Below are 23,300 nucleotides of genomic sequence, written 5' to 3'. Positions count from 1 at the left end.
GCCGCCTCAACGGGATCCGCCTTCCGGAAGCTGGCCGGCCTTCAGGCCGGGGTGCGCACGATCACGGACGGGTATCGCGCGCAGTCCCCGCAGTGCTGGATCGTCGTGAGTATCGGAGGCACGGAGCCCGTCATGCGGGCCCCCGCCCGTAGAGCAAGGCGCCGCAGTGCGAGCAGTGCTTGCCGTCGCTGCGGACGTCCAGCGGGCCCTGGTGGTCGCACACGGGCTCCACCTCGTCCATCGGGAAGCCCTGCTCCCGGCCCCCTTCCAAGGGCCGGGTGAACGCGGTTTCCGTCAGGCCCCCGAGACGCCCCGGCCGGCGGGAGGAGTCATACACCCGCTCTACCGCCATGAGTCGCATGAGCCGGTCCGATCCGCGTACCCGGACCGTGGTACCGATCTCGATCTCGATCACGGTCACTCCACCACCTGGCAGCGCCCGCGCACGATGGCCATGGCCTCGATGTTGCTGAAGTCGTGCGAGCTGTGCAGGTGCTCCCGCCAGGTGTCCCGGAGACCTACTGCCAGTGCGTCACACCGTGTGGCGCGGATCGCGCCCGGTGCTTGTCGGCACGTCGAGCAGTGCTCCAGCATGCGCTGCCTCAGCTCTGTGTCCGGGTCGGTGTGGTCCATCGCCCGCTCCTCTCCGTAGTGGTTCCACTACCAAGGGAGCTCAGAGTGGCCTAGAGTCGGAGACCCTTCAACTCAGCAGGAGCGAAGGAAGGGTTGGGCTCTTACATGGTCAACCGCAAGGAACTGAAACCGGACAGCTCACCGCAAGCGGCGTACGGGGCACGTCTGCGCGAGATGCGAGAACGTAGGGGGTGGACTCAGAGTGACCTAGCTACCGCACTGGAATGCTCCAGTCAGCATGTTTCGGCCGTAGAAACTGCTCGCAAATCGCCAACGCTCCCGTTTTCACGCAGGGTTGACGCCGCTCTGGGGCTGGCCGGAACCACGGATTCGTTCGAGCGTGAATGGCGCGAGATCCGACATGGGTCTTTGCTGGAGGGGTTCGCGGAGTACGTCGCACATGAGGGTCGTGCAGCCGAAGTCAGGCTGTATGAAATCGGCATCATCCCGGGCCTGTTGCAGACCCCGGAGTACGCGCAGGTTTTGGCGGAGAGTGCGGTAACCCGAGGGGCTATCACACCAGAACAGGCATCTGAAAGAGTCGCGTTCCTGGCTGAGCGGCAAGCGATTTTAGGTCGGCCCATGATGTTCGTGGTCATGGACGAGAGCTGCATCCGGCGTCCAGTCGGAGGGCCGAAGGTCATGGGCAGGCAGCTTGACCGGTTGGTGGAGTGCGCCGGTGACCCCCGGACGGTTCTACAAGTGGCGCCGTACGCCATAGGGGAGCGTCGTACGTTCGACCTGCCAGTGAACGTACTGACGATGCCCGACCGCTCAGTCGTCTCGTACGCCGAGTCTCAAGCCCAGGGACATCTGGACCGTGACACCACGTCGGTACTCCCGATGCTGACGGCCTACCATCAGCTACAGGCCGAAGCGCTCTGCCAAGCCGAGTCCGTGGCCATGATCCAAGAAGTACGAAAGGGCACCCTGTGATGACCGAATCCCCGCGCTGGTCCAAGTCCTCCTACAGCAACAACGGCGGCAACTGCGTTGAGGTTGCCGCCAACCTCGCGCCCACGTGCGGGGAGGTCCCCGTCCGGGACAGCAAGGACACCAGCCGCGCCGCGCTGCGCTTCTCAACGGCTGCGTGGTCGAACTTCGTGGACGGTATGAAGCGCTAGTCGGCAACCTCCGGCCCCTGCGTACCGCATACCCGCGGTGCAGGGGCCTTGGTCTGTGCGCACGCCGGGACCGCCCACTGCCGAGGGGGCGCCCGCCGTGCGGGCTACTGGTCCCGCAACTCGCGCGGCAGCGCGTCCGCGGGGACGTTCTGGTAGGCCACCGGCCGCCGCCACCGGTCGATTGCCGCGGTCCCCACGGAGGTGGTGCGGGGGGCGGTCGAGGAGGGCCAGGGGCCGCCGTGCTGCTGGGCGTCGCTGACGGTGACCCCGGTGGGCCACTGGTTCCAGATGACGCGGCCGACGTGCCCGGCGAGCAGGTCGAGCAGGCGCCGCCCGTCCTCGTCGGGAGTGTCCCCGCCCTGGACGGTGCCGGTCAACGCCCCCTCGAATCCGGCGAGTACCGCCTCGACCTCGGACAGGTCTCCGTACTCGACGAAGAGCGAGGCGGGGCCGAAGACCTCTGTGGTGATGAGCGAGGGGTCGGCGAGGACGGCGTCCGTCGTGGTGCGCAGCAAGGCGATGTCCGGGTGCCCGTCCTCGCCCGGACTGCGCAGCGCCGTACACACCCTGTCCCGGGCGGCGAGGTCATCGAGCGCGGCGGCGTACCCGGCGGCGATGCGCTCGCCCAGCATCGGCCCGGCCGTGAGCGGGGGCAGGGATCCGAAGAAGGCGTCGGCGTCGGGGACGAAGACCACGCCCGGCTGTGTGCAGAACTGGCCGGCGCCCAGGGTGCAGGACGCGGCGAACCCGGCGGCGATGTCCGCGGGGCGCTCGGCCCACCCGGCGGGGGTGACCACGACGGGGTTGGTGGAGCCGAGCTCCCCGTAGAAGGGGATGGGGTCGGGGCGGCTCACGGCCAGGTCGAAGAGGTACCGGCCGCCGCGTGTGGAGCCGGTGAAGCCGACGGCCTTGACGCGGTGGTCCTGTACGGCGTCCGCGCCGGTGCGCTCGCCCTCGATGAGTTGCAGCAGGTGTGCCGGGGCGCCGGCCGCCGCGAGTGCCTCGGTGGCGATCGACGTGGTGAGGCGGGAGAGTTCGGGGTGGCCGGGGTGCGCCTTGACGACGACGGGGCAGCCGGCGGCCAGCGCGCTGACGGTGTCCCCGCCCATGACGCTGAAGGCGAAGGGGAAGTTGCTCGCGGCGAAGACCAGCACGGGCCCCAGTGGGACGGTGGTGCGGCGGATGTCGGGGCGGGCGCCCATCGGCCAGTGGGGGTCGGCGTGATCGACGCGTATGTCGTCCAGCGCGCCGGAGGCCAGCCGTTCCGCGAACAGCCGTGCCTGGAAGGTGGTGCGGCCCAGCTCGCCGGACAACCGGCCCTCGGGCAGGTGCGATTCGCGGCAGGCGACGGGGACCAGCCGCGCGGCGGCGGCGTCGAGCGCGGCGGCCACGGACTCCAGCCAGCGGGCGCGGTCGGCGGGCCGGGCCCGGCGGGCGGACTCGGCGGCGGTCGTGGCCCTGGCCAGCACGGTGTCGAGCGGTTCGGTGCCGAGGGGTTCGGTGCCGGGCTCGGCCGGGGTGGTGCGGGGGGAAGGGGTGCTCACGGGGACCTCGGAAGGGTCGGGTGACCCGGAACGGACCGGTGACGCGGAACGCTCAGGTCACGATGTCGTGGGAGGCCATGTCGGCCAGCGTCCACTCCTCGACTTCGGCGAGGTGGACGGCGGCTGCCTCCTGGGCCGCGGCGGTGTCACGGGCCGCCATGGCGTCCAGGATCTCCAGGTGCCGCTGGGTGGATCCCGCGAGCCGGTGCGGGCCGGTGGCGCCCAGGACGCGCAGCCAGTAGACGAACGGCTCGACCGACTCGCGGGCGGTGATCAGCCTGCTGTTGCCGGTGCTCGCGGTGATCTCGTTGTGGATACGTGTGTCGCTCGCGAAGAACGGTTCGTAGTCGCCCTGTTCGGCCGAGCGCAGCGCGGCGACGGCCTCCTCGCGCAGGTCGGCGATCTGCTCCAGGGGCATCTCCGCCGCCGCGACCCCGGTCGCCAGCCACTCCAGACCCTTGCGCAGCTGGCACACCTCGTGGACGTCCTGACGCGAGGGCCGGGTGACGAACGTGCCCGAGCGCGGGCGGGTCTCCACCAGCCGATCGTGTTCCAGGCGCACCAGCGTGTCGCGCACCGGGGTGCGCGAGACGCCGAACTCCGTGGCGATGGCCTGCGGGTCGAGCCGGGAGCCGGGAGCGTAGTCACCACTGGTGATCCGCTCGCACAAGATCGCGTAGAGCTGCTCGGAGAGGGGCTCGACGGACAGCGTGGTGGCGCCGCGACGGCCGCGGGCGGGCGGGGTGGCCATGAGACCTTCATTCTCCAACGGTCGCTGAGGGGCCGTGAGTCGGCGCCCGGGCGGACACGGTAGCCAGACGGCGACAGAGAGGGACAGCCGGGGGAGCAGCGCCGGAGCCGGGCAGAGCCGGGGTTCGGCGCCGCGTCCGGGAGGAGCGGAGCGTCTAATCGATCAGACCGGCCTTCTGCAGGGCGGCCTTGATGCGTGTGCGTTCCGCTTCCCCGGCGGGTTGGAAGGGGCGGCGCGGCAGGCCGGGGGAGCGGCCCTGGAGTTCGAGGGCGGCCTTCAGCGTCGCGGGCAGGTTGGGTGCGTCGATGGCGCGCCAGACCGTGAGGATCCGCTCGTGCAGGGCGAGCGCGGTGGCGTGGTCCCCGGCCTGGACGGCCTCCCACAGCTCGACGCTGAGGCGCGGGGTGACGGTCGGGATGGCGGCCAGCGCGCCGTGGGCGCCCATGACGAACGCCGGGTAGTGCAGGTCGTCGAGGGCGGCGAGGATGGTGAACCGGTCGCGCATGCGGTGCAGCAGGTCGGCGAGCAGGTGGATGTCGCCGCCGGACTGCTTGACGGCCACGACCTGCGGCACCTCGCGCAGCAGCTCGATGGTCTCCACCGGGACCAGCGCCCACGGCACCACGTTGTAGAGCACGATCGGCAGGTCCGTGGCCTCGCCTATCTCGCGGTAGTGCGCGACGGTCTCCTGTGGCGAGGGCGCGAAGACGTAGTGCACGGGCGTGACTTGGAGGGCATCGACTCCGGCGTCCTTCAGCGCGAGCGAGTAGCGCCTGGCCTGGGCCGTGGAGTTCTGGATGACGCCCCCGATCACCGGGACGCGACCGGCGACCTCTTGGACGACGGTCGCGCAGATCGCGGCGCTCTCCTCCAGGGAGAGGGTCTGGCCCTCGCCGGTGCTGCCGCAGGCGCAGATCGCCGTCACGCCCTGTTCGAGAAGGTACTTGACCTCGCCGCGCAGCAGCTCGTGGTCAACCTCGTCGTTCGCGTCGAACGGCGTGACGACGGTGGAAATCATCCCGCCGAGCTGGATGTCCTTCACGCGCATCTCCCGGGTATTGCCGCAACCACAGTGCGGATGTAATGTCTGATGCATCAGATGCTAACACGGGGTTCCCGCCAGGAGAACCGTCACTTTCCGGACACGGTTCGACCCCGCGCGGCAGCAGAACAGACAGCCCCTGATGTGCCGGCCGCCATCCGCGGCCCGGCACCGCAGCCAGTCCCCAACCGCCTTCCGAGCCGCCATCGCAATGGAGCGAGCATGTCCGTACCGGCCCCGCCTTCCGACTCACGGGCGTCCCTGCGCAAGGTCGTCACCGCCAGCGCCCTGGGCACCACCGTCGAGTACTACGACTTCACCCTCTACGCGACCACCGCGGCGCTGGTCTTCGACAAGATCTTCTTCCCCGACGCCTCACCCCTGGTCGGCACCCTCGCCGCGTTCGCCACCTACTTCGTCGGCTACGCGGCCCGGCCGCTGGGCGGCATCGTCTTCGGGCACTTCGGAGACCGCCTCGGACGCAAGAACATCCTCGTCATCACGATGCTGATGATGGGGCTCGGCACCTTCGCGATCGGCCTGCTGCCGTCCTACGACACCATCGGCATCGCCGCCCCCGTCCTGCTCGTCCTCATCCGCCTCGTCCAGGGCATCGGCATGGGCGGCGAATACGGCGGCGGGGTGCTCATGGCCCTGGAATACAGCCCGCCCTCCCGGCAGGGCTTCTTCACCTCGCTGGTGCACATCGGCACCCCCGCCGGTGTCCTGATACCAGTCGGCCTGGTCAGCGCCCTGGACGGGGTCCTGCCCGCGGGCGCCTACGACTCCTGGGCCTGGCGGCTGCCCTTCCTGGCCAGCATCCTGCTGGTCGGAGTCGGCATCTGGATGCGGCTGAACATCACCGAGAGCCCCGAGTTCGTCAAGATGCGCGAGGAGCGCGAGGTCCAGAGCCTGCCCGTGCGGGAGGTCCTCACCCGGCAGCCCGGCACGGTCGTCTCCTCCATCCTCGCCAAGGTCGCCGAGAGCGGACTGTTCAACATCTACTACGTGGTCGCCATCACCTACGTGACCACCGAACTCGACCTGGCCAAGGGCCCGGTGCTGCTCGCCGTGCTCATCGCCTGCGCCGTCGAATGCGTCACCCTCCCCCTCTTCGGCGCCCTGTCCGACCGCGTCGGGCGGCGCCGGGTCTACATCGCCGGCGCCGTCTTCCAGCTCCTGCTCGCCGTCCCGTTCTTCCTCCTGCTCCAGACCGGGCAGTTCTGGGCCTACGTGGTGGGCATGACCCTCGGGCTCGGCGTCGGGCACGCGGCCATGTACGGCGCGCAGGGCGCCCTGTTCTCCAACCTCTATCCCGTGGACGTCCGCTACACCGGGCTGTCCGTCACCCAGCAGATCGGCGCCACGCTCGGCGGCGGCCTCTCTCCGCTGATCGGCACGGCCCTGCTGTCGGCGGGCGGAGGCCACTGGTCCTGGCTGGTCGTCTACTGCGCCGGAGTGGCCGTCCTCTCCGCTCTGGCCACCACCCGGCTGCGCGCGGGCGAGGCCCCGGCCCCGCACCCCGGCGCCACGGCCCCCTCCACCTCCACGGCCCCCGACGCGACCGCGGCCAGGCCGGCGACCACGCCCGCGACCGCGACCGAAAGGACCCAGACCCCGTGAACCGTCTGTTCCTGCCCGAGCACCAGCCCGTGGGGCAGGCCCTGCGCGGCCTCGCCCTCGCCCACCCCGAGCTGCTCCGGCTCCACGAGGACCCGCTGTATGTCACCGCGCGGGAGCGGCACCCCGGGCGGCGCGTGGGCATCGTCTCGGGCGGCGGCTCCGGCCACGAGCCCCTGCACACCGGATTCGTAGGCGCCGGAATGCTGGACGCCGCCGTCCCCGGCAGCGTCTTCGCCTCCCCCCACAACCGGCAGATCCACGAGGCGTCGCGGGCCGTCGCCGGGCCCGAGGGCGTCCTGCACGTGGTGAAGAACTACACCGGCGACCGCATCAACTTCGGCATCGCGGCCGAGCGGCTGCGCGCCGACGGCATCCCCGTCCGCCGGGTCCTGATCGACGACGACCTCGCCACCGAGAGCGCCGAGACCGCCACGGGACGACGCGGGACCGGGGCCACCGTCCTCGTGGAGAAACTCCTCGGCGGGGCCGCCGACACCGGCCTCGGGCTCGACCAACTCGCCGATATCGGCGCCGAGTTCGCGGACTCCTCGCGCAGCATCGCGGTCGCGGCGCGCGCCCAGACCTCCCCCTCCCGGGGCGGCCCGGCCTTCGAACTCCAGGACGGGAGACTCGAATACGGCGTCGGCATCCACGGCGAGCGCGCCGCCGCGACGCGGGAACACCCCGGCTTCGAACCCCTCGTCGACCAGCTCGCCGAGCAGGTGCTCGACGCGTTCACCACCACGCCGCGCGAGGTCGCCCTGCTGGTCGGCGGGCTCGGCTCGACCACGCTGCTGGAGCTGCACGCCATCCACGCCCGCGTATCGGAGCTGCTGGACAAGCGCGGCGTGGCGGTGGCGGGCCGGCTCGTCGGAACCTTCGTCCCGGCGCTGGACATGAGCGGCTTCTCCCTCACGCTCACCGCGCTGCGCGAGGAGTGGGCCCCCTACTGGCACGCACCCTCCCGCACCCCCGCCTTCCCCGCCCGGCCCGCCTTCCCCCTCCTGGAGTCCGACCGATGACCAGCGACCAGCGGCTCGTCCTGATCGACTACGCGCGAACGGCGCACGCCGCCCACGACACCCTCACCACCCTCGACCAGCTCGCCGGGGACGGCGACTTCGGCGACAACCTGTGCGAAGGACTCGACAGGGTCGTCGCGGAGCTGGAAGCGCGCCCCGGCGAGCCTCCCTTCGCAGTCGCGGCGCGCGTCTTCCTGGACGAGGTGGGCGGGACCAGCGGCCCGCTCCTCGGACTCCTGTTCCAGGAACTCGCCCGCGCCCTCGCGAACGGTGACGACCACGCGGAAGGCGGCGGCGAGGCGGAAGGCGGCGGCGACGCGGACGACGACGCTGCCTGGCGGTCCGGCATCCGCGAGGGCCTGGCCGCGATCCAGCGCGTGGGCGAGGCGGAGCCCGGGGACCGCACCATGGTGGACGCTCTGTCCCCGGCCCGGGAGGCACTGGAGGCGGGCGCCGACGCACGGGAGGTCGCCCTGGCCGCACTGGCGGGCGCACAGGCCACCGCCGCGTTGCGCGCCCGCCGGGGCCGCGCCTCCTACGTCGGAGAACGCGCCGTGGGCGCACCCGACCCGGGGGCCCTGGGCGTCGCCCTGCTGTTCTGGTCCCGCGCGCAGGCGGCGGGCCTGCCCGCCGGCGAGCTGACCGGCCACCTGGCCGCCGCACGTCCCCCGCAGGACCCGCCCGCCCCCGGCTGACCGGCCCGGGGGCCCGCGCCTGTCCGGCTGGTGTCAGTGGACCCGGAACAAGAGGTGCTGGCCGTGCTGGGCCATGGGTTTGGCGTCCTCCACGCTGCCCACCCAGGAGACGGCGACATAGCGGCCCGGCTCGGTCGGCATCGTCAGGGTGACGCCCTCGCCGGGCGAGAGCGGCGGGGTGCCCAGCGGGGCCTTGATGGCGAAGGGCGGGGTGCGGGTGGCGCCGTCGAAGAACGCCTGGATGTCCTCGCGGGTGACCCCGTCGTCCGCCACCCGGTAGATGATGGCCTCGTCCGGCTGGTCCGGCACGGAGTTGACGTACCGCAGCGGGCGCCCGGCGCGTACCCGGCCGCGCAGCACGAAGCGCGGGCCGGGGCGGGTGTGCAGCGCCCGCAGCGTCGCCGTACAGTGCGGCCGGCCGGACGCGTCGGCACCCGCGCCCGCGTCCGCCGTGGCGACCAGCGGCGCCGCGTCCTCCCGCACGGTCAGGGTGCGGACGTACTCCTGGCCGGGCGGCGGGTTGCGGCCCAGGTCGCTTTGGAAGTCGCGGTATTCCAGCAGCAGGTAGCGGCCGGGCTCCAACTCGGCGGTGAAGTGCGAGGTGATGCCCGGGTGTACGGCCGCGCCGCCGAACAGCCGGGAGGCGGCCATCAGTTCGTGGGTGGCGGCGATGGTCTCGGCCGGGACCTGCGAGGAGAAGAGCGTACGCAGCAGCTGTTTGAACGCGGCCTCGTCGTATCCGTCGCGCAGCCGGGCCAGGCCGACGAAACCGGTGGTCATGCTGGTCGAGACGGTCTCGAAGGTGACGGGCCCGGGGGGCGCGACGGCCGGGTGGGTGAAGCCGTCCTCGCCGGTCACGATCTCCAGGGGTTCATCCTCCGACGACCCGTCCTCGGGGGACCCGCCCTCACCGGCCGGCCGTACGGTGGGGGGAGTGGCGGCCGATGCGGTGCCCGCCGCTCCGGTCAGCAGGGCCGCGCCGGTGGCGGCGCCGGTTGTGAGGAACCGGCGCCTGTTCCACTTCTGCATACGTCACACCATCCAGTGAGCGTTGACGTTCGGGCCGTCAGGGAACCATCCGTCACCCGTGTCACACTCAAGGCCGCGTCGAGCCGCCTCGGCGCCCCGCCACCTCACGCCGTCGGCACGTCGCGCCACGTACGCGGCGCCGCAGCGGCGTTCACCATCCGATGACCCTTCCGCGCCGGAAGAAGACCCCGGACGGGCCGCCGTCCGGCAGCGTCGCGGCGCGCACGATGTCCTCGGCCGCCTCCTGCGGGCTCTGCTCGGCCGCCGGGCGCATCCGGGTACGCACCAGGCCCGGATTGATCGCGTTGACCAGCACCCCCGTGCCCTCGGTCTCCTTGGCGAGCATCACCGTCAGCGCGTTCAGCGACGACTTGGAGACCGAGTAGGCGGGGCACATGTCGGCGATGCCGATGGTGAAGGAGCCCGTGCCGCTGGAGAGGTTGACCACCCGGCCCCAGCCGCGCTCCACCATGCCGGGTACGAACGCCTGCGAGACGCGCCAGGCGCCCAGCAGGTTGACCGCCAGCGTGCGCTCCACCAGGGCGAGATCCACCCGGGAGGGCCGCTCGCCCCAGTCGAGCTGGACGCCCGCGTTGTTGACGAGGATGTCCACGGGACCGGTCCGCTCGGCGGCCAGGCGCACCGACTCCGCGTCGGTGACGTCCAGCACGGCATGCGCGGCCCCCTCGCCCAGCCCGGCGGCGGCCTTGCGCGCCGCCTCCTCGTCGCGGGCCGCGCACACCACCCGGTGGCCCGCCGCGTGCAGCGCGGCGGTCACCGCGTGCCCGATGCCCCGGTTGGCGCCGGTCACCAGCGCGGTGCGCCGCCGGGGCGGCTGGACGGTGCTGCTCATACGTGCCTCCGGGCGGCGGGACGGGGTGCCATCGGTGGTGCCGGGGTGCCGGGGTGCCGGGGTGCCGGGTGGATCGGCTCTTCCCGCGGAGCGCTCAGTGGTGGGCGGAGACCGTGCGCGGGGCGTCGGCCTCGGTGCCCGGCCGGACCACCGTGAACTGGCCCATCATTCCCCTGTCCTCGTGCTTGAGGACGTGGCAGTGGAACATGTACGGGAAGTCCGCGTTGACGTACCGGGGCATGGCCACCGCCAGCCGCACCGTCTCGCCCGCCGGCACGTGCACCGTGTCCTTGGCGCCGCGCAGGTGTGCGGGCGGGCGCTTGCCCTTGTACCGCACGACGTTGAAGGCGAGCCCGTGGACGTGCAGGGTGTGCATGCCGTCGCCGGAGGCGGTCACGTCCCACAGCTCCACGGCCCTGGCCGCGGCGACCACGTCCACCCGGGTCATCTCCATGTCCTTGCCGTTGATCTGCGTCCCGCTCATGCGGAACTTGCGCACCTTCGCGTCGCCGGGCACCTCGATCGCGGGCGGGGCGTCGCGCAGTCGGCCGGGCAGCGGCTCGGACTTCGACAGCCGCTGGGCGGCACGCAGTTCGATGATGTCGAAGGTGTCCTGGCCGCCGTCCATGCGCGCGGTGGGGAACCCGATGCCCAGGTCCGGCTCGAAGCTGCGCAGCACCGTCTTGTGGCCCGGCTCGAAGCGCACCACGATCTCGGCCCGCTCGGCGGCGGCCAACTGGAGGCGGCGCAGCGGCACGGGGCGTTCCAGCAGCCCGTTCTCCTGGGCGACCAGGTGGAACTCGCGGTCGTCGGTGAAGCCGAAGTTGTAGACGCGGGCGTTCGAGGCGTTCATCAGCCGCAGCCGCACCAGCGTCGAGGTGACCTTCAGGTGCGGGTCGTAGGTGCCGTTGACCAAGATGGTGTCGCCCAGCACCCCGAGCCCGCCGACCCCGGCGAAGCTCTCCAGCGTGGAGGCGCCGCGCATTTCCATGGTGCCGTCGTCGTTGAACGTGCGGTCCTGGACGATCAGCGGAATGTCGTCCACGCCGTAGTCGCGGGGGAGCCCGGTGCGCTCCTCGATCTCCTTCTCGTCATCGAGGATGAACATCCCCGCGATACCGCGCGTGACGTGATCGGCGGTCTCCTCGTGCGGGTGCGGGTGGTACCAGAGCGTCGAGGCGGGCTGTTCGATGGTCCAGTACGGCTTCCAGACCGCGCCCGGCTGCACCATCTGGTGCGGGCCGCCGTCCATGGTGGCGGGCAGGTGCATGCCGTGCCAGTGCAGCGTGGTGGCCTCGGGCAGCCGGTTGTCGTAGGCGATGCGCACCTTCTCACCCCGGCGGGCGCGCAGCGTGGGCCCGAGGAAGCTGCCGTTGACGCCCCAGGTGGGGGTCTGTTTGCCGGGCAGCAGTTCGGTGGTGCCCGCGCGGGCCTTCAGCTCGAAGAGCCGTCCGGCGCCGTCCGTCCTGCCCTCCAGCAGGCGCGGGATGTGCACCGCGTTGGCGAACTTCAGCTTGCCCACGTTGCTCTGCTTGCGCCCGTTGTAGACCACGGCGAAGTTGACGGCGTACGCGCCGCCCACCAGCACCCCGGCGCCGAGCAGCCCGCCGGCCGTCTTCAGTACCCGCCGTCTGGTCCGGGACCGTCCGGTACGTAACGGGCGCCCGCCCGTCGGTTCGCCGGTGCCGTGCGGGGGCACGCCCGGCACTTGTTCGTTGTCCGGTCTGCTTGTCATCGGACCATGGTGGCCGGTCATGGCGCCAGTGTGTGACGGCCGGCTCGACTGCCCCCTGAGCCACGGTGGAGCGCCACTGGAGCCCACCATGAACGCTTCACCCCGGCCCCGCGCCCGGACCCACTCGCCGGGCCCTCGTGCTTCCCCTCCCGGCCCCGCACTCCCTCGCCGTCCGGCCGCGCTCCAGCATGCCGCGAGAACCCCCCGGCAGCGTGGGCGTGACCGAGGCCCGACCGGAGGAGTGGAAGAGGAGTGAACGTGACCGCACATGAGAACCCCCCGCCGCGGCCGACGCTTGAGGACGGCGGCCCGCGGCTCTTCTCCTGGCTGAAGACCATGCGCGACCATCACCCCGTCTGGCAGGACGACCACGGGGTATGGCACGTCTTCCGCTACGCGGACGTCCAGCGGGTCATCACCGAGTACGAGGAGTTCTCCGCCGACCAGACCAGGGCCGTCCCCGACCAGAGCCGGGTATCCCGCGGCGACCTCACGCTGATGGACCCGCCCGACCACCGCAAGATGCGCATGCTCGTCTCCTCCGTCTTCACGCGCCGCGCCATCGACACACTCGCCCCCCGCATCACCGCGATCTGCGCCGAACTGCTCAAGGGCGTGCAGGACAAGGACGAGTTCGACCTGATCCGCGACTTCGCCTACCCGCTGCCGGTCACCGTCATCGCCGAACTCCTCGGCGTACCGGCCGCCGACCAGCCGCTCTTCCGCGAGTGGTCGGAGACCATCCGCTTCAGCGACGGCGCCGACCCCAACAGCCCCGAACTGATCGCCGCCGTCGAGGGCGCCGTCACCGCCACCACCGAGTACCTGGCCCAGCACTGCCGCAGCCGCCGCGCCGAGCCGCGCGACGACCTGATCAGCAAGCTGGTGCAGGCCGAGGTCGAGGGCGTGCGCATGGACGACGAGGAGACCGGCACCTTCGCCGGACTGCTGCTGATGACCGGGCACGTGACCACCGTCGTCCTGCTGGCCAACGCGCTGCTGTGCTTCCAGGAGCGCCCCGGCCTCTACGAGGAACTGCGCGCCGACCGCTCGCTCCTCCCCGGCGCCGTCGAGGAAGTGCTGCGGCTGCGCGCCCCGTTCATGCACACCAAACGCGTCGCCAAACGGCCCACCGAGGTCAGCGGCGTCACGATTCCGCCCGACCAGATGATCGAGGCATGGCTGCTGTCGGCCAACCACGACGAGCGCGAGTTCCCCCACGCCGAACGCTTCGACCACCGCCGCGACCCCAACCCGCACCTCGGCCTCGGCCGGGGCGTGCACTTCTGCCTGGGCGCACCGCTGGCCCGGCTGGAGGGCCGGATCGCGCTCAACATGCTGATGGACCAGTTCAGCGGGATCGACGTCCTCCAGCGCGAGTTCGAACCCTACGGCTGGGGCCTGTCCGGCGCCCAGCGGCTGCGGGTGAGGCCGCGGCGGGTCTGAGGGGGGGCGGGGCTAGGCCGCCCGGCACTGAGAGCGCACCGCGCCTGAGGGCCAACCGTGTCCGGGGCGCCCGTGCCCTGTGCGGCCGTGCACGGGCGGCCTGCGCCGCTCGCGGTCCGCTCCGGTACGGAGAGAAAGCCGGGACGCTACCGGAGAGGCGGAGAGCGGGCGGAACGCGTCTCGCCAGGGCCGGACTCACCGGCCTCAGCGGCCCCCGCGAGGGGAAGGGCTCCTCGGTCGGGGAGTCCCGACACCTCCTGTGCCGGGAGGCAGGCCGCGCCCTTGCTGTGTGACCCATTGCTGCTGCCCGGCCGCTGGCCCCTGGCCGTAAGGGGCGCCCCGCCCTTGCCCCGCGATCTGGCTCAACTCGTTGGCGGCCGAGGCGAGCCGCGCCTGAGCCGCGTCCGGTGACTGTGAGCGGGACGGGGGCTGGATCTGGAAGTTGTTGGCGACAGTCACCGTGAACGCCTGTCGGCTCAGCGTATGGCCGTACTCCTCGTCACTGTTGCTGCGGTCGCTATCGCTGTCGCGTTGGCTGGTCGTGCGGGTGATGTGGTGCATCTCCTCGGCGATGTCGCCTTGTTCCCGCACGCGAGCGACGGCTTCCTCGAATGTGAGGCGCGGCACGGGCTTTGGGCGGAGTGGGAGGGGATAGAGGTACGGCTGCGCCTCTTCACGGAAGTCTCGTCCATCGGCCATGGCCTGATGGACGACGGAGCCCTCTTGGATGTTGTCGATTCCGTACGTTTCCGGGGACGTGACACGAGGGTCCAACGGCCAAGTGTCGATGTGCGCCGACTCGGGGCAGTTCGGTGGCCCGAGGACTACCATTCCGTGCTCCGGCGGGACGATCGCCATGGTCACTTGGGTGCCAGGCAATTGCTTGTGCGCCTCCGTGAAGGCATAGGCACTGTGCTCGTGGGACGTGCCGGTCCCGAAGTGCCCGCCCAATACGGCGGTCTGGCCGATCCACGTCTCTGTGTCGGGGGCGGGGCCCATCAGGTCTTCGTCTATCACGTAGTCCCGGTAAAGCTCGAAGCTCTGGCCACCGCTGTCGGCGAAGTCGATGATCTGGTTGGCGGAGTAGGGGATCGCCTCTTTGGTGCTGCGAGTGATCACTTCGGCATGTTCCCGGCGGGCCTCGTACAGCTCCTGCTGCTGGCCGGGAACCGACTCGAAGCGCTCGTGCTCACCGCGCAGGTAGAGGGCGATCTCCTGCGCGTCCGGGCGTCCGGAGTTCTCCGCGTACGCCGCGACTCCCGAGAGCGTCGAGCTCACCGCCGCACGGTCCTCCTGCTCGGACCGCCGCAGTTGCTTGAACCGCTCGTTGCCCTCCGGGTCCCGATCGGTCCAGCCGATCCCCCTGCCCCGGTAGTCGTTCAACGCGATGAGTCTGTCGGCCGCGTCGGTGAACGTGGTGATCTGGGCCTCGCTGTAACCGAAGTTCCGCTGCCATTGCGCGATGTAGTCACGGGATTGCGCAAGGGCAGCCCGGTCGGCGTCCAGGCGCCACTGCATGGCGTCCATTTCCTCGTGGGTCCGCACTGGCATTTCCTCTCGAAGCAGGGCTCGAACGGACACAACGCGAGGTGGACCGCAACCAGTTCAACGCTCCGCGCAGAGGCAAGCCGAAGGCGTGGGGCGTGGTCGCATGACCGAGGAGTGTGAACCGCGGCGCGTGCTCAACGCGCGTACGGCCGTGCGTCCTTGGGCAGTGCCTGGGCCAGCGCCGCCACCAGCAGCAGCCCGGCGACGGCCACCACCGTGTAGGACCAGAAGGCGTCGGTGAACAGCTCGACGCGGGTGCCGCGCGGGACGCGGCCCACCAGCTCCTCCAGCCGGGCCGCGCCCCGGGAGCCGGAGCCGGGGCCCGCCCCGGCGCCCGTGCCGCCCGCACCTGCCGTCTTCTCCGCCCTGCTCGCCAGCGGCGCGAACAGCAGGACGGCCAGCAGCGCGGTGCCCAGGGCGCCGCCCAGCTGGACGGCGGCGTTGCACGAACCCGAGGCCGCGCCCGCGTCGCGCGGGGCCACCCCCGTACCGGCGAACATGAAGGACGGGCCGATCACGCACACCGTCCCCACCCCGCCCAGGAACAGGCCGGGCGACATCGCCGGCCAGCCGCCGCCCGCACCCAGCGCCGTGGCGAACCACAGCAGTCCCAGCGCCGCCACCAGCGCGCCCAGCGACACCACCTGGCGGCCCAGCCGGGGCACGGCGTACCGCATCAGCTGGGCGGCCAGCGCTCCGCCCAGGGCCCACGGCAGGAACACCAGGCCGGTGCGCAACGCGCTGTAGCCGAGGCCCAGTTGGAGGGCGAGGGAGACGGCGACGAAGAAGCCGATCATCACGAGGTGCACGGTGAACAGGACGGCCGCACCCGCGCCGAAGCCCGGCAGCGCGAACAGCCGCAGCGGCACCAGGGCCGAGCGGTCCCGGCGGTCCTTGGCGCGTGCGTGCAGCGCGTACAGCGCCAGCACAACGGGGGCGGCCACCAGCGCGCCCTTCATCCAGCCGGGCCAGCCCGCATCCCGCCCCTGCACCAGCGGGTAGAGCGCGCACAACAGCCCGCCGGTCAGCAGCACGACCCCTGTCACGTCCATCCGCAGCGGGTCCTTCGCACGGGTGTCGGGCACCACCAGCGCGGCGGCGGCCAGCGTGGCCAGGCCGAGCGGCACGTTGACCCAGAAGATGGCCCGCCAGCCCAGCCCGGCCAGGTCGTAGGTGACGCACACCCCGCCCAGCACGGGCCCCGCCACCCCGGCGAAGCCGGTGACCGCGCCGAACGCGCCGCTGGCCGCGCCGCGTTCGCGCAGCGGGAAGACGGCGTAGACAGTGGCCATCACCTGGGGCACCATCAGCGCCGCCGCCCCGCCCTGCGCCGCGCGCGCGGCGATCATCAGCGCCGCGTCGGGGGCGAGCGCACAGGCGGCCGAGGCGAGCGTGAAGGCCGCCACGCCCAGCAGGAAGAGCCGTCTGCGGCCGAACCTGTCGCCCAGCCGGCCGCCCGTGACGACCCCGGCGCCGAAGGCCAGCGTGTAGGCCGTCAGGAACCACTGCGAGGCCGCGTAACCGGCGCCGAGGCCCGAGCGCATCGCGGGGAGCGCGACGGTGACGACGGTGACGTCGAGCAGGTTCATGAACAGCGCCGTCAACATGACGCCGAGTGCCGCCCACCGGCGGGGGTGCGGGGCCGCCTCGTGCGCCGTTCCCGCCGTTCCCGCCGTTCCCGCCGCTTCCGCCGATCCCGCCGCCCCGGCGGTCGCCGCTTCCGCCGTGCCGGGCCCCGGGTGAGTCCTGTGCTGTTCCATCGCGGCTCCTTCGCCGGTACGGCCCGCGGCGTTCACGGATGCCGCCCGGCCTCGGGCGTGCACCGTGCCAACCCGGTCCGGAGACTCGCTCAAGGCGTTCTCCAGGGGCCCTGGTCAGGCTGGTACGCGGGCCTCCGCCCGTTCCGTCCGTCCGCACGCCCCGCCCGCCCGCACACACGCCCGCGCCGGCACCCCGCCGAGCCCCGATCCGCACACCGCGTCCCGCACACCGCGTCCCGCACACCGCATTCCGCAGAGAACGAGGTTGATCCATGAGCAGCACTCCGGCCGCCCGACCGCGCAGAGCGCTGCTGATCGGCTGCGGCATCGCCGGGCCCGTCCTGGCCATGTTCCTCCAGCGGATCGGCATCGAGGCCGTCATCCACGAGGGCAGCGCCGAGCCGCGCGACTGCGTGGGCTCGTTCTTGAACCTGGCACCCAACGGGCTGGCCGTCCTCAAGACCCTCGGCGTCGCCGACGCGGTGGAGAAGAGCGGCACCCCGACCCGCGACACCGCCTTCCTCAACCACAAGGGCAAGCAGCTGGGCAGCAACCCCGCCGAGACCGTGCTCCTGCGGCGCGGCCTGCTCAACAAGGCGCTGCGCGAGGCCGCGGTGGAGCGCGGTATCGCCGTCGAGTTCGGCACGTTCTTCGAGAGCGTCACCGAGCCGCCCGGCGGCGGCGTCGTCGTGCGGTTCCGCGACGGCAGTACCGCCGAGGGCGACTTCCTCGTCGGCTGCGACGGCATCCACTCCAAGACCCGCTACAGCGTGCTGCCCGACGCACCGAAGCCCGCCTACACGGGCGTGATCGGCACCGCCGGATACACGCGCTCCGCCCACGGGGCCGCGGCGGACGGCACCATGCGGATGTCGTTCTGCCTGGAGGGCTTCTTCGGCCACCAGACCACGCCCGGCGGGGAGGTCTTCTGGTTCGAGAACTACCACCAGGAGCGCGAGCCGGCCCGCGGCGAGGTCGAGGCCGTCGGGCACGAGGAGTGGCGCGGCCGGCTGCTCGCCAGGCACCGCGCGGACCACTATCCGGTGCCCCAGCTCATCGAGGACACTGCGGCGGGCATCATCGGCTACCCCATCTACGACATGCCGTCCCTGCCCGCCTGGCACCGGGGGCGGGTCTGCCTGGTGGGCGACGCGGCGCACGCCACCTCCCCGCACGTGGGGCAGGGTGCCTCGATGGCGATGGAGGACTCGATCGTGCTCGCCAAGTGCCTGCGCGATCTGCCCGACGTGGAGACGGCGTTCGCCGCGTTCCAGGGGCTGCGCAAGGAACGGGTCGAGAAGATCATCAAGGAGGGCCGCAAGACCGGCAACCAGAAGGCGGCGGCCAACGGCCTCCAGCGCGCCGTCCGCGACCTGGTGCTGCCCTTCTTCCTCAAGCTCGGCGTCAGGGCGACCGGGCCCGTCTACTCCTACCGCGTGGACTGGGACGAGAAGGTCATTCCGATTCCCGCGCCAACATACTGAATGCATAAGCGAATTGATGGGACGTCAGAGTGCGCCGGGGGCCGGGGGCCCCCGCCCCCCGCCCCCCGGCGCACCCCCCTCGCCGACGTCCGGACGCGCCGTCAGTCCCCGTGGTGTGTCGAGAGCTGTACGAGGTTGCCCTCGGGGTCGGCGACATACGCCGACCGCTCGCCCCACGCCTGGTCCCTGGGCGCCATCAGGGACTTGGCCCCCGCCTTGAGCGCCTTCGCGTAGAGCGCGTCCACATCCGCGCCGATGACCACGATCTCGCCCTGCTTCCGCTTGGCGGGCCCGATGTGCCGAAGCGGCGTGGAGTCCTTGATGACCTCGTACGTCGCGAACGTGAGGAAGTAGCTGTCGCCCAGGCTGACGGTGCCGAAGACGGCGGCGCCCGTGCCCGGGTAGCGGAAGTCCACCCGGAAGCCGAAGGCGTCGCGGTAGAAGTCCAGCATCGTGTCGATGTTCTCGGCGTACAGGCTCGGCTGGCCGTACCGCACCACCTCGGCGGCGGGGCGCGCCGTACCCGACGACGCGGCCGTGCCCGAAGCGGCCGGGGCCGCTCCCGCCCCGGTGGGCACCCCCGCCACCAGGCCCACGCTCAGCGCTGCCGCGCCCGCCGTGCTGGCGGCCCAGATCCGGACGGCTCGTGAACGCATGGGGACCTCTCCTTCGTCGGATGCACTGTGCCCTGGTGTGCGGCAGGGCCCGTGTGCGGCAGGGGACGGCACCGCGCTGGAGGACCGCTCGAAGCGGGGCACCGGCCCGGCGCGGGCCCACCGGCCCGGCGGCGGCGTCGAGGTTCCCTCCACCACTCCTCCGGCACCCGGAGGCACCGTGCCCGGGTGGGTCCGATCCCCAGGCCGACCCGTCCCGGGACCTGTCCAGGACCCCGGAGGATTGGAGAAGTTCATGCGTGGTTCCACCCAGATCCTCGTCATCGGGGGAGGGCCCGCCGGATCGACGGCGGCGGGACTGCTGGCCAAGGAGGGCTTCGAGGTCACGCTGCTGGAGCGCGACCAGTTCCCCCGCTACCACATCGGTGAGTCGATCCTCCCCTCGTGCCGGCCGATCCTGGAACTGCTCGGCGTCTGGGACAAGGTGCAGGCCCACGGCTTCCAGCCCAAGGGCGGCGCCTACTTCTTCTGGGGGCCGGAGGAGTGGGAGGTGAAGTTCGACAGCCTCGGCGACGACGGCACCAACGCCTGGCAGGTCATCCGCTCCGAGTTCGACGAACTGCTGCTGCGGCACGCGGCGGAACTGGGCGTCGAGGTCGTGGAGAACGTCACCGTCAAGGAGCTGGAGTTCGAGGGCGAGCGCCCCGTCGCCGCGCGCTGGGCCGGCACCAAGGACCCCTCGGACAGCGGACGCATCAGCTTCGACTACCTCATCGACGCGTCCGGACGCGGTGGCGTCATGGCCGTCAAGCACGCCAAGAACCGCCAGTACCACGAGATCTTCCGCAACGTCGGCGCCTGGACGTACTGGAAGGGCGTCAAGCCGCTGGACCGGGGGCCCGAGGGCGCCATCGCCGTGTGCTCGGCACCCGACGGCTGGTTCTGGGTCATCCCGCTGCACGACGGCACCACCAGCATCGGCCTGGTGACCGGACGGGACATCTTCAACGAGAAGCGCAACCGCCTCGGCGGCGTCCAGGAGGTCTACGACCAGGCGCTGGAGGAGTGCCCCGCCGTGCAGAAGCTGCTGGGCGGCGCCGAGCGGGCCGGCGGCGTGAAGGTGGAGCAGGACTACTCCTACACCGCCGAGAACTTCGGCAGGCCCGGCTACCTGATGTGCGGCGACGCGGCATGCTTCCTGGACCCGCTGCTGTCCACCGGAGTGCACCTGGCCACCTACAGCGCCATGCTCGCCAGCGCCACCCTCACCAGCGTCATCCGCGGCGAGGTGGAGGAGAGGGAGGCGTGGGAGTTCTTCAACACCGTCTACCGGCACGCCTACGAGCGGCTGCTGGTGCTGGTCTCGGTCTTCTACGAGAGCTACCGGGGCAAGGAACACCACTTCTACAACGCGCAGAAGCTCACCCAGTCCCAGCGCGACAGCCTCAACCTGCAAGACGCCTTCGACCGCATCATCACCGGCCTCGCCGACATGGAGGACGCGCAGGACGTGTACGCCAGCGTGCACGCGCACCTCAACGGCGCCGAGAGCGGCGACCCCAACCCGCTCGCCAACCTCAACAAGGTCCACGAGCAGAAGCAGGCCCCCATGAGCGAGCGGAACGCCGTCGGCGGCCTCTACCTGGCCTTCCGTCCTGGCCTGCACCTGGCCCGCGCCGACGGGGGAGCCGCCGAGGGGGGCTCCCCCGCATGACCGCCGCCCACTCCCCGTCCCCGCCGCCCGCCTCGCCGGGGTCCAATTCCGGTACCGGCCCCGGTGCCGGCTCGGGCCCCGGACCCGGTTCCGGGTCGCTGCGGCCGTGGCCGAACTGGTTCCGCACCCTGTTCATGAGCGACCTGTGGGAGCGCTTCGGGTTCTTCGGGATGCAGGCCATCCTCGTCCTGTTCGCCGTCGCCCCGCGTGACGAGGGCGGACTCGGGCTGGCCAAGGCGGACGCCGCCGCGCTGTTCGGCGCCTGGATCGGGCTCGCCTTCATGCTGTGCCTGCCCGGCGGCTGGGTGGCCGACCGGGTGCTCGGGCCCCGCCGCACGCTGGTCCTGGGCGCCGCCGTCACCACCGCCGGACACTTCGCGCTGGCCACGCCACTGCTGTGGCTCACCCCCGTCGCGCTGATCCTGCTGGCCGTCGGCATGGGCCTCTACAAGCCCAACCACCAGGCGATGCTGAACTTGATGTTCACCGGCAGCGGGCGCCGGGAGGCCGGCATCTCGCTGATCTACATCGGCATCCAGGTCAGCGCACTGACCTCGCCGCTGATCGCCGGGTTCCTCGGCGAGCGCGTGGACTGGCGGCTCGGCTTCGCCGTCTCCGGCACGGCGATGCTCATCGGCACCGTCCAAGTCGCCCTGTCCCAGCACCAGTTCCAGGGCATCGGCGCCACACCGGGCCGCCCGCTGGACGGGCCGGAGGCGCGCCGCGCCAAGCGGCTCAGCGGCGCGGCACTCGCGGTCCTCGTCCTCCTGCTGGCCGGCATGGCCGCAGGCGGCGGGCTGACCGCGGGCAGCGGCATCGCCCTCGTCGGCATGATCACGATCATCGCCCCGGTCATCGCCTACACCGTGCTCTACCGCAGCCGCGAACTGTCCGGGAGCGACCGCCGACGGCTCCGCTCCTTCCTGTGGATCTTCCTGGGCTCGACACTGTTCTGGTCGCTGATCGCCCAGGACGGCTCCTCGCTGACGCTGTTCGCCAAGCACTCCACCGACCGCGACGTCCTCGGCTTCGAAGTCCCGGTCAGCTGGCTCCAGTCGGCGACCCCGCTGTTCATCCTCGTCCTGGCCCCGGCCTTCGCCTGGTTCCTGCTCAAGCACGGCGGCGGCCGGGCCGGGGTGCCCGCGAAGTTCTCCGCCGGACTGCTGCTGACCGGCGTCAGCTTCCTGATCATGGCGGGCGCCGCCGGACTGGCTTCCGGCGAGGAGAAGGTCTCCCCGCTGTGGCTGCTGGTCGTCTACCTGATGCACGCCTGCGGCGAACTCATCGTCGCCGCCGTCGGCATCGCGGCCGTCGCCGATGTGCTGCCGCGCCGCTTCATCGCGCACATGCTCGGCCTGCTGTGGCTGTTCGCCGCGCTGGGCGGCGGCGCGGGCAGCGGCCTGGTCCGGCTGATCGACGTCATCCCCGAAGCCCTCTACTACCTGCTGCTCGCCGTGCTGGCGCTGGCCGTCGGCGGAACGCTGGCCCTGCGGCGGCACACGGTCGCGCGCGGACTGGCACCCGAGACGGCGGCGGAAGCGGCGGCCCAGGCGGCCACAGGGTCCGGCTCGGCGCCCACCACCGTCAAGGAGGGCGGACACACATGACATCGGCGACCACCCCCGCGCCGCAGGGCTCGGCGGCTCTCCACGACCCCAGCCGGCCCAGCGACGCCACTGACCCCAACGACCCTTTCGGTATCGCCGCGTTCGGCCTGGGCTTCGCCTCGGCCAAGCTGCTGCTCAGCGCCCTCGAACTGGGCGTGTTCACCGCGCTGGACGGGACCGCCGACGGCTCGGCCGAGGCCGAGGAACTGCGCGCCGCCCTCGGTCTCCACCCGCGCGCCGCCGCCGACTTCTTCGACGCGCTCACCGCCGCCGGACTCCTGGAGCGGCACTACGGGCGCTACCGCAACAGCGAGAGGGCCCAGCGCCACCTGGTACGCGGGCCCGGCTACCAGGGCGGATTCCTGGAGGGCGCGAACTTCGTGCTCTACCCGGCCTGGGGACGGCTGACCGAGGCGCTGCGCACCGGGGCGCCGCAGGCCGAGGGCGACTTCGAGGCGATGCTCGGCGACCCGCACGCGCGCCGCATGTTCCTGACCATGCAGGACTCGCTCAGCGGGCCCCTCATCCCGCACCTGCTGGACGCGCTCGACTGGTCCGCGTACACCACCCTCACCGATGTGGGCGGCGCCCGGGGCAACCTGGCGGGCCACCTCGTGCGGGCGCGCCCCGGGCTGACCGGCACCGTCTTCGACCGCCCGCAGAACGCCGAACCCTGCGCCGAGCACACCGCGGGGCTGGGCGTCGCCGAGCGCATCACCTTCACCGGCGGCGACTTCTTCACCGATCCGCTGCCCCCGGCCGACGTGGTGGTCATCGGCCATGTACTTGCCGACTTCTCCCGCGACGAGCGCAGGGCACTGATCGAGAAGGCGTACACGGCCGTCCACGAGGGCGGCACGCTGCTCGTCTACGACCCGATGAACGGCGACAAGCCCGAACTGGCCTCGCTGATCGCCAGCCTCCACATGCTCGTCATGACGCCCGCCGGCGCCGGATACCACCCGGACCACTGCGCGGGCTGGATGGAGCGGTCCGGCTTCACCGACATCGCCCGCCGCCCACTGCCGCTGGGCAACACCCTGCTGATCGCCCGCAAGCGGGCGGCCTGACGTCCC

At 71.9% G+C, this 23,300-nt stretch carries 21 protein-coding genes; 10 read left to right on the top strand and 11 right to left on the bottom strand.

All coding sequences use genetic code 11. The features are described from left to right. Positions 1–130 precede the first annotated feature (130 nt). On the bottom strand, positions 131–421 hold the full coding sequence (locus ABD339_RS04750; protein ID WP_344562474.1) for a hypothetical protein: 291 nt from the start codon (positions 419–421) through the stop codon (positions 131–133). After that, the gene (locus ABD339_RS04745) at positions 418–633 is read right to left on the bottom strand and encodes a hypothetical protein (RefSeq protein WP_344562472.1); all 216 of its coding nucleotides are present in this window, start codon (positions 631–633) and stop codon (positions 418–420) included. Before ABD339_RS04745 ends, ABD339_RS04750 begins: the two co-directional genes overlap by 4 nt. 105 nt (positions 634–738) lie before the next feature. Between ABD339_RS04745 and ABD339_RS04740 the strand changes: the two genes are divergently transcribed. Together ABD339_RS04740 and ABD339_RS04735 are read left to right on the top strand one after the other, a co-directional pair. Then, complete coding sequence (locus ABD339_RS04740) at positions 739–1,569, top strand: helix-turn-helix domain-containing protein (RefSeq protein WP_344562470.1); 831 nt, start codon at positions 739–741, stop codon at positions 1,567–1,569. Further along, positions 1,569–1,757: a DUF397 domain-containing protein gene (locus tag ABD339_RS04735; RefSeq protein WP_344562468.1), complete on the top strand. Its 189-nt coding sequence runs from the start codon at positions 1,569–1,571 to the stop codon at positions 1,755–1,757. Before ABD339_RS04740 ends, ABD339_RS04735 begins: the two co-directional genes overlap by 1 nt. A gap of 104 nt (positions 1,758–1,861) precedes the next feature. Here ABD339_RS04735 and ABD339_RS04730 read toward each other — a convergent pair whose 3' ends face one another. The 3 genes from ABD339_RS04730 to ABD339_RS04720 form a co-directional block, all read right to left on the bottom strand. Further along, a complete protein-coding gene (locus ABD339_RS04730; RefSeq protein ID WP_344562467.1) occupies positions 1,862–3,301 on the bottom strand; it encodes an aldehyde dehydrogenase (NADP(+)) in 1,440 nt (479 codons plus the stop codon). 52 nt (positions 3,302–3,353) lie between these two features. Further along, positions 3,354–4,052: a GntR family transcriptional regulator gene (locus tag ABD339_RS04725; RefSeq protein WP_344562465.1), complete on the bottom strand. Its 699-nt coding sequence runs from the start codon at positions 4,050–4,052 to the stop codon at positions 3,354–3,356. 154 nt (positions 4,053–4,206) lie between these two features. Continuing rightward, positions 4,207–5,100: a dihydrodipicolinate synthase family protein gene (locus ABD339_RS04720; protein WP_344562463.1), complete on the bottom strand. Its 894-nt coding sequence runs from the start codon at positions 5,098–5,100 to the stop codon at positions 4,207–4,209. A gap of 216 nt (positions 5,101–5,316) precedes the next feature. Between ABD339_RS04720 and ABD339_RS04715 the strand changes: the two genes are divergently transcribed. The 3 genes from ABD339_RS04715 to ABD339_RS04705 are packed head-to-tail and all read left to right on the top strand — an operon-like array spanning position 5,317 to position 8,434. Beyond that, complete coding sequence (locus tag ABD339_RS04715) at positions 5,317–6,717, top strand: MFS transporter (RefSeq protein WP_344562461.1); 1,401 nt, start codon at positions 5,317–5,319, stop codon at positions 6,715–6,717. Then, positions 6,714–7,739, top strand: a complete 1,026-nt coding sequence (locus tag ABD339_RS04710; protein WP_344562459.1) for a dihydroxyacetone kinase subunit DhaK — start codon at positions 6,714–6,716, stop codon at positions 7,737–7,739. Before ABD339_RS04715 ends, ABD339_RS04710 begins: the two co-directional genes overlap by 4 nt. Further along, entirely contained in the window at positions 7,736–8,434 is a 699-nt protein-coding gene (locus ABD339_RS04705) for a DAK2 domain-containing protein (RefSeq protein ID WP_344562457.1), read from the top strand. Before ABD339_RS04710 ends, ABD339_RS04705 begins: the two co-directional genes overlap by 4 nt. A 33-nt stretch (positions 8,435–8,467) precedes the next feature. Here the strand turns inward: ABD339_RS04705 and ABD339_RS04700 are convergent, their stop codons facing one another. From ABD339_RS04700 to ABD339_RS04690, 3 genes are all read right to left on the bottom strand, one after another. Beyond that, complete coding sequence (locus ABD339_RS04700; RefSeq protein ID WP_344562455.1) at positions 8,468–9,463, bottom strand: hypothetical protein; 996 nt, start codon at positions 9,461–9,463, stop codon at positions 8,468–8,470. A 151-nt stretch (positions 9,464–9,614) separates the two neighbouring features. Beyond that, entirely contained in the window at positions 9,615–10,316 is a 702-nt protein-coding gene (locus ABD339_RS04695) for an SDR family NAD(P)-dependent oxidoreductase (protein ID WP_344562453.1), read from the bottom strand. A gap of 94 nt (positions 10,317–10,410) precedes the next feature. Further along, on the bottom strand, positions 10,411–12,051 hold the full coding sequence (locus ABD339_RS04690) for a multicopper oxidase family protein (protein ID WP_344562451.1): 1,641 nt from the start codon (positions 12,049–12,051) through the stop codon (positions 10,411–10,413). 258 nt (positions 12,052–12,309) lie between these two features. Here ABD339_RS04690 and ABD339_RS04685 point away from each other — a divergent pair, with 258 nt between their 5' ends. Continuing rightward, positions 12,310–13,497, top strand: a complete 1,188-nt coding sequence (locus ABD339_RS04685; RefSeq protein WP_344562450.1) for a cytochrome P450 — start codon at positions 12,310–12,312, stop codon at positions 13,495–13,497. A gap of 204 nt (positions 13,498–13,701) precedes the next feature. Here ABD339_RS04685 and ABD339_RS04680 read toward each other — a convergent pair whose 3' ends face one another. Together ABD339_RS04680 and ABD339_RS04675 are read right to left on the bottom strand one after the other, a co-directional pair. Continuing rightward, positions 13,702–15,042 carry a hypothetical protein gene (locus ABD339_RS04680; protein WP_344562446.1) on the bottom strand — a complete coding sequence of 447 codons (1,341 nt, stop codon included), beginning with the start codon at positions 15,040–15,042 and terminating at the stop codon, positions 13,702–13,704. 137 nt (positions 15,043–15,179) lie between these two features. Continuing rightward, on the bottom strand, positions 15,180–16,805 hold the full coding sequence (locus tag ABD339_RS04675; protein WP_344562444.1) for an MFS transporter: 1,626 nt from the start codon (positions 16,803–16,805) through the stop codon (positions 15,180–15,182). 272 nt (positions 16,806–17,077) lie between these two features. On the opposite strand from ABD339_RS04675, the gene ABD339_RS04670 reads away from it, so the two are divergent. Further along, complete coding sequence (locus tag ABD339_RS04670) at positions 17,078–18,289, top strand: FAD-dependent monooxygenase (protein WP_344562442.1); 1,212 nt, start codon at positions 17,078–17,080, stop codon at positions 18,287–18,289. A gap of 101 nt (positions 18,290–18,390) precedes the next feature. Here the strand turns inward: ABD339_RS04670 and ABD339_RS04665 are convergent, their stop codons facing one another. Continuing rightward, complete coding sequence (locus ABD339_RS04665; RefSeq protein WP_344562440.1) at positions 18,391–18,945, bottom strand: VOC family protein; 555 nt, start codon at positions 18,943–18,945, stop codon at positions 18,391–18,393. Positions 18,946–19,198: 253 nt separating this feature from the next. Here ABD339_RS04665 and ABD339_RS04660 point away from each other — a divergent pair, with 253 nt between their 5' ends. Genes ABD339_RS04660 through ABD339_RS04650 form a run of 3 tightly spaced genes read left to right on the top strand, consistent with a single transcriptional unit; the run spans position 19,199 to position 23,294 of the window. Further along, positions 19,199–20,617, top strand: coding sequence for an NAD(P)/FAD-dependent oxidoreductase (locus ABD339_RS04660; protein ID WP_344562438.1), 1,419 nt, complete (start codon positions 19,199–19,201; stop codon positions 20,615–20,617). After that, entirely contained in the window at positions 20,614–22,224 is a 1,611-nt protein-coding gene (locus ABD339_RS04655) for a peptide MFS transporter (protein ID WP_344562436.1), read from the top strand. Before ABD339_RS04660 ends, ABD339_RS04655 begins: the two co-directional genes overlap by 4 nt. Further along, positions 22,221–23,294 carry a methyltransferase gene (locus ABD339_RS04650; protein WP_344562435.1) on the top strand — a complete coding sequence of 358 codons (1,074 nt, stop codon included), beginning with the start codon at positions 22,221–22,223 and terminating at the stop codon, positions 23,292–23,294. Before ABD339_RS04655 ends, ABD339_RS04650 begins: the two co-directional genes overlap by 4 nt. The last annotated feature ends 6 nt before the right edge of the window (positions 23,295–23,300 follow it).

Origin of the sequence: Streptomyces axinellae, assembly GCF_039532135.1 — a bacterium.
Classification (GTDB): Bacteria; Actinomycetota; Actinomycetes; order Streptomycetales; family Streptomycetaceae; genus Streptomyces; species Streptomyces axinellae.
This window is presented reverse-complemented; position numbering and strand designations above follow the sequence as displayed.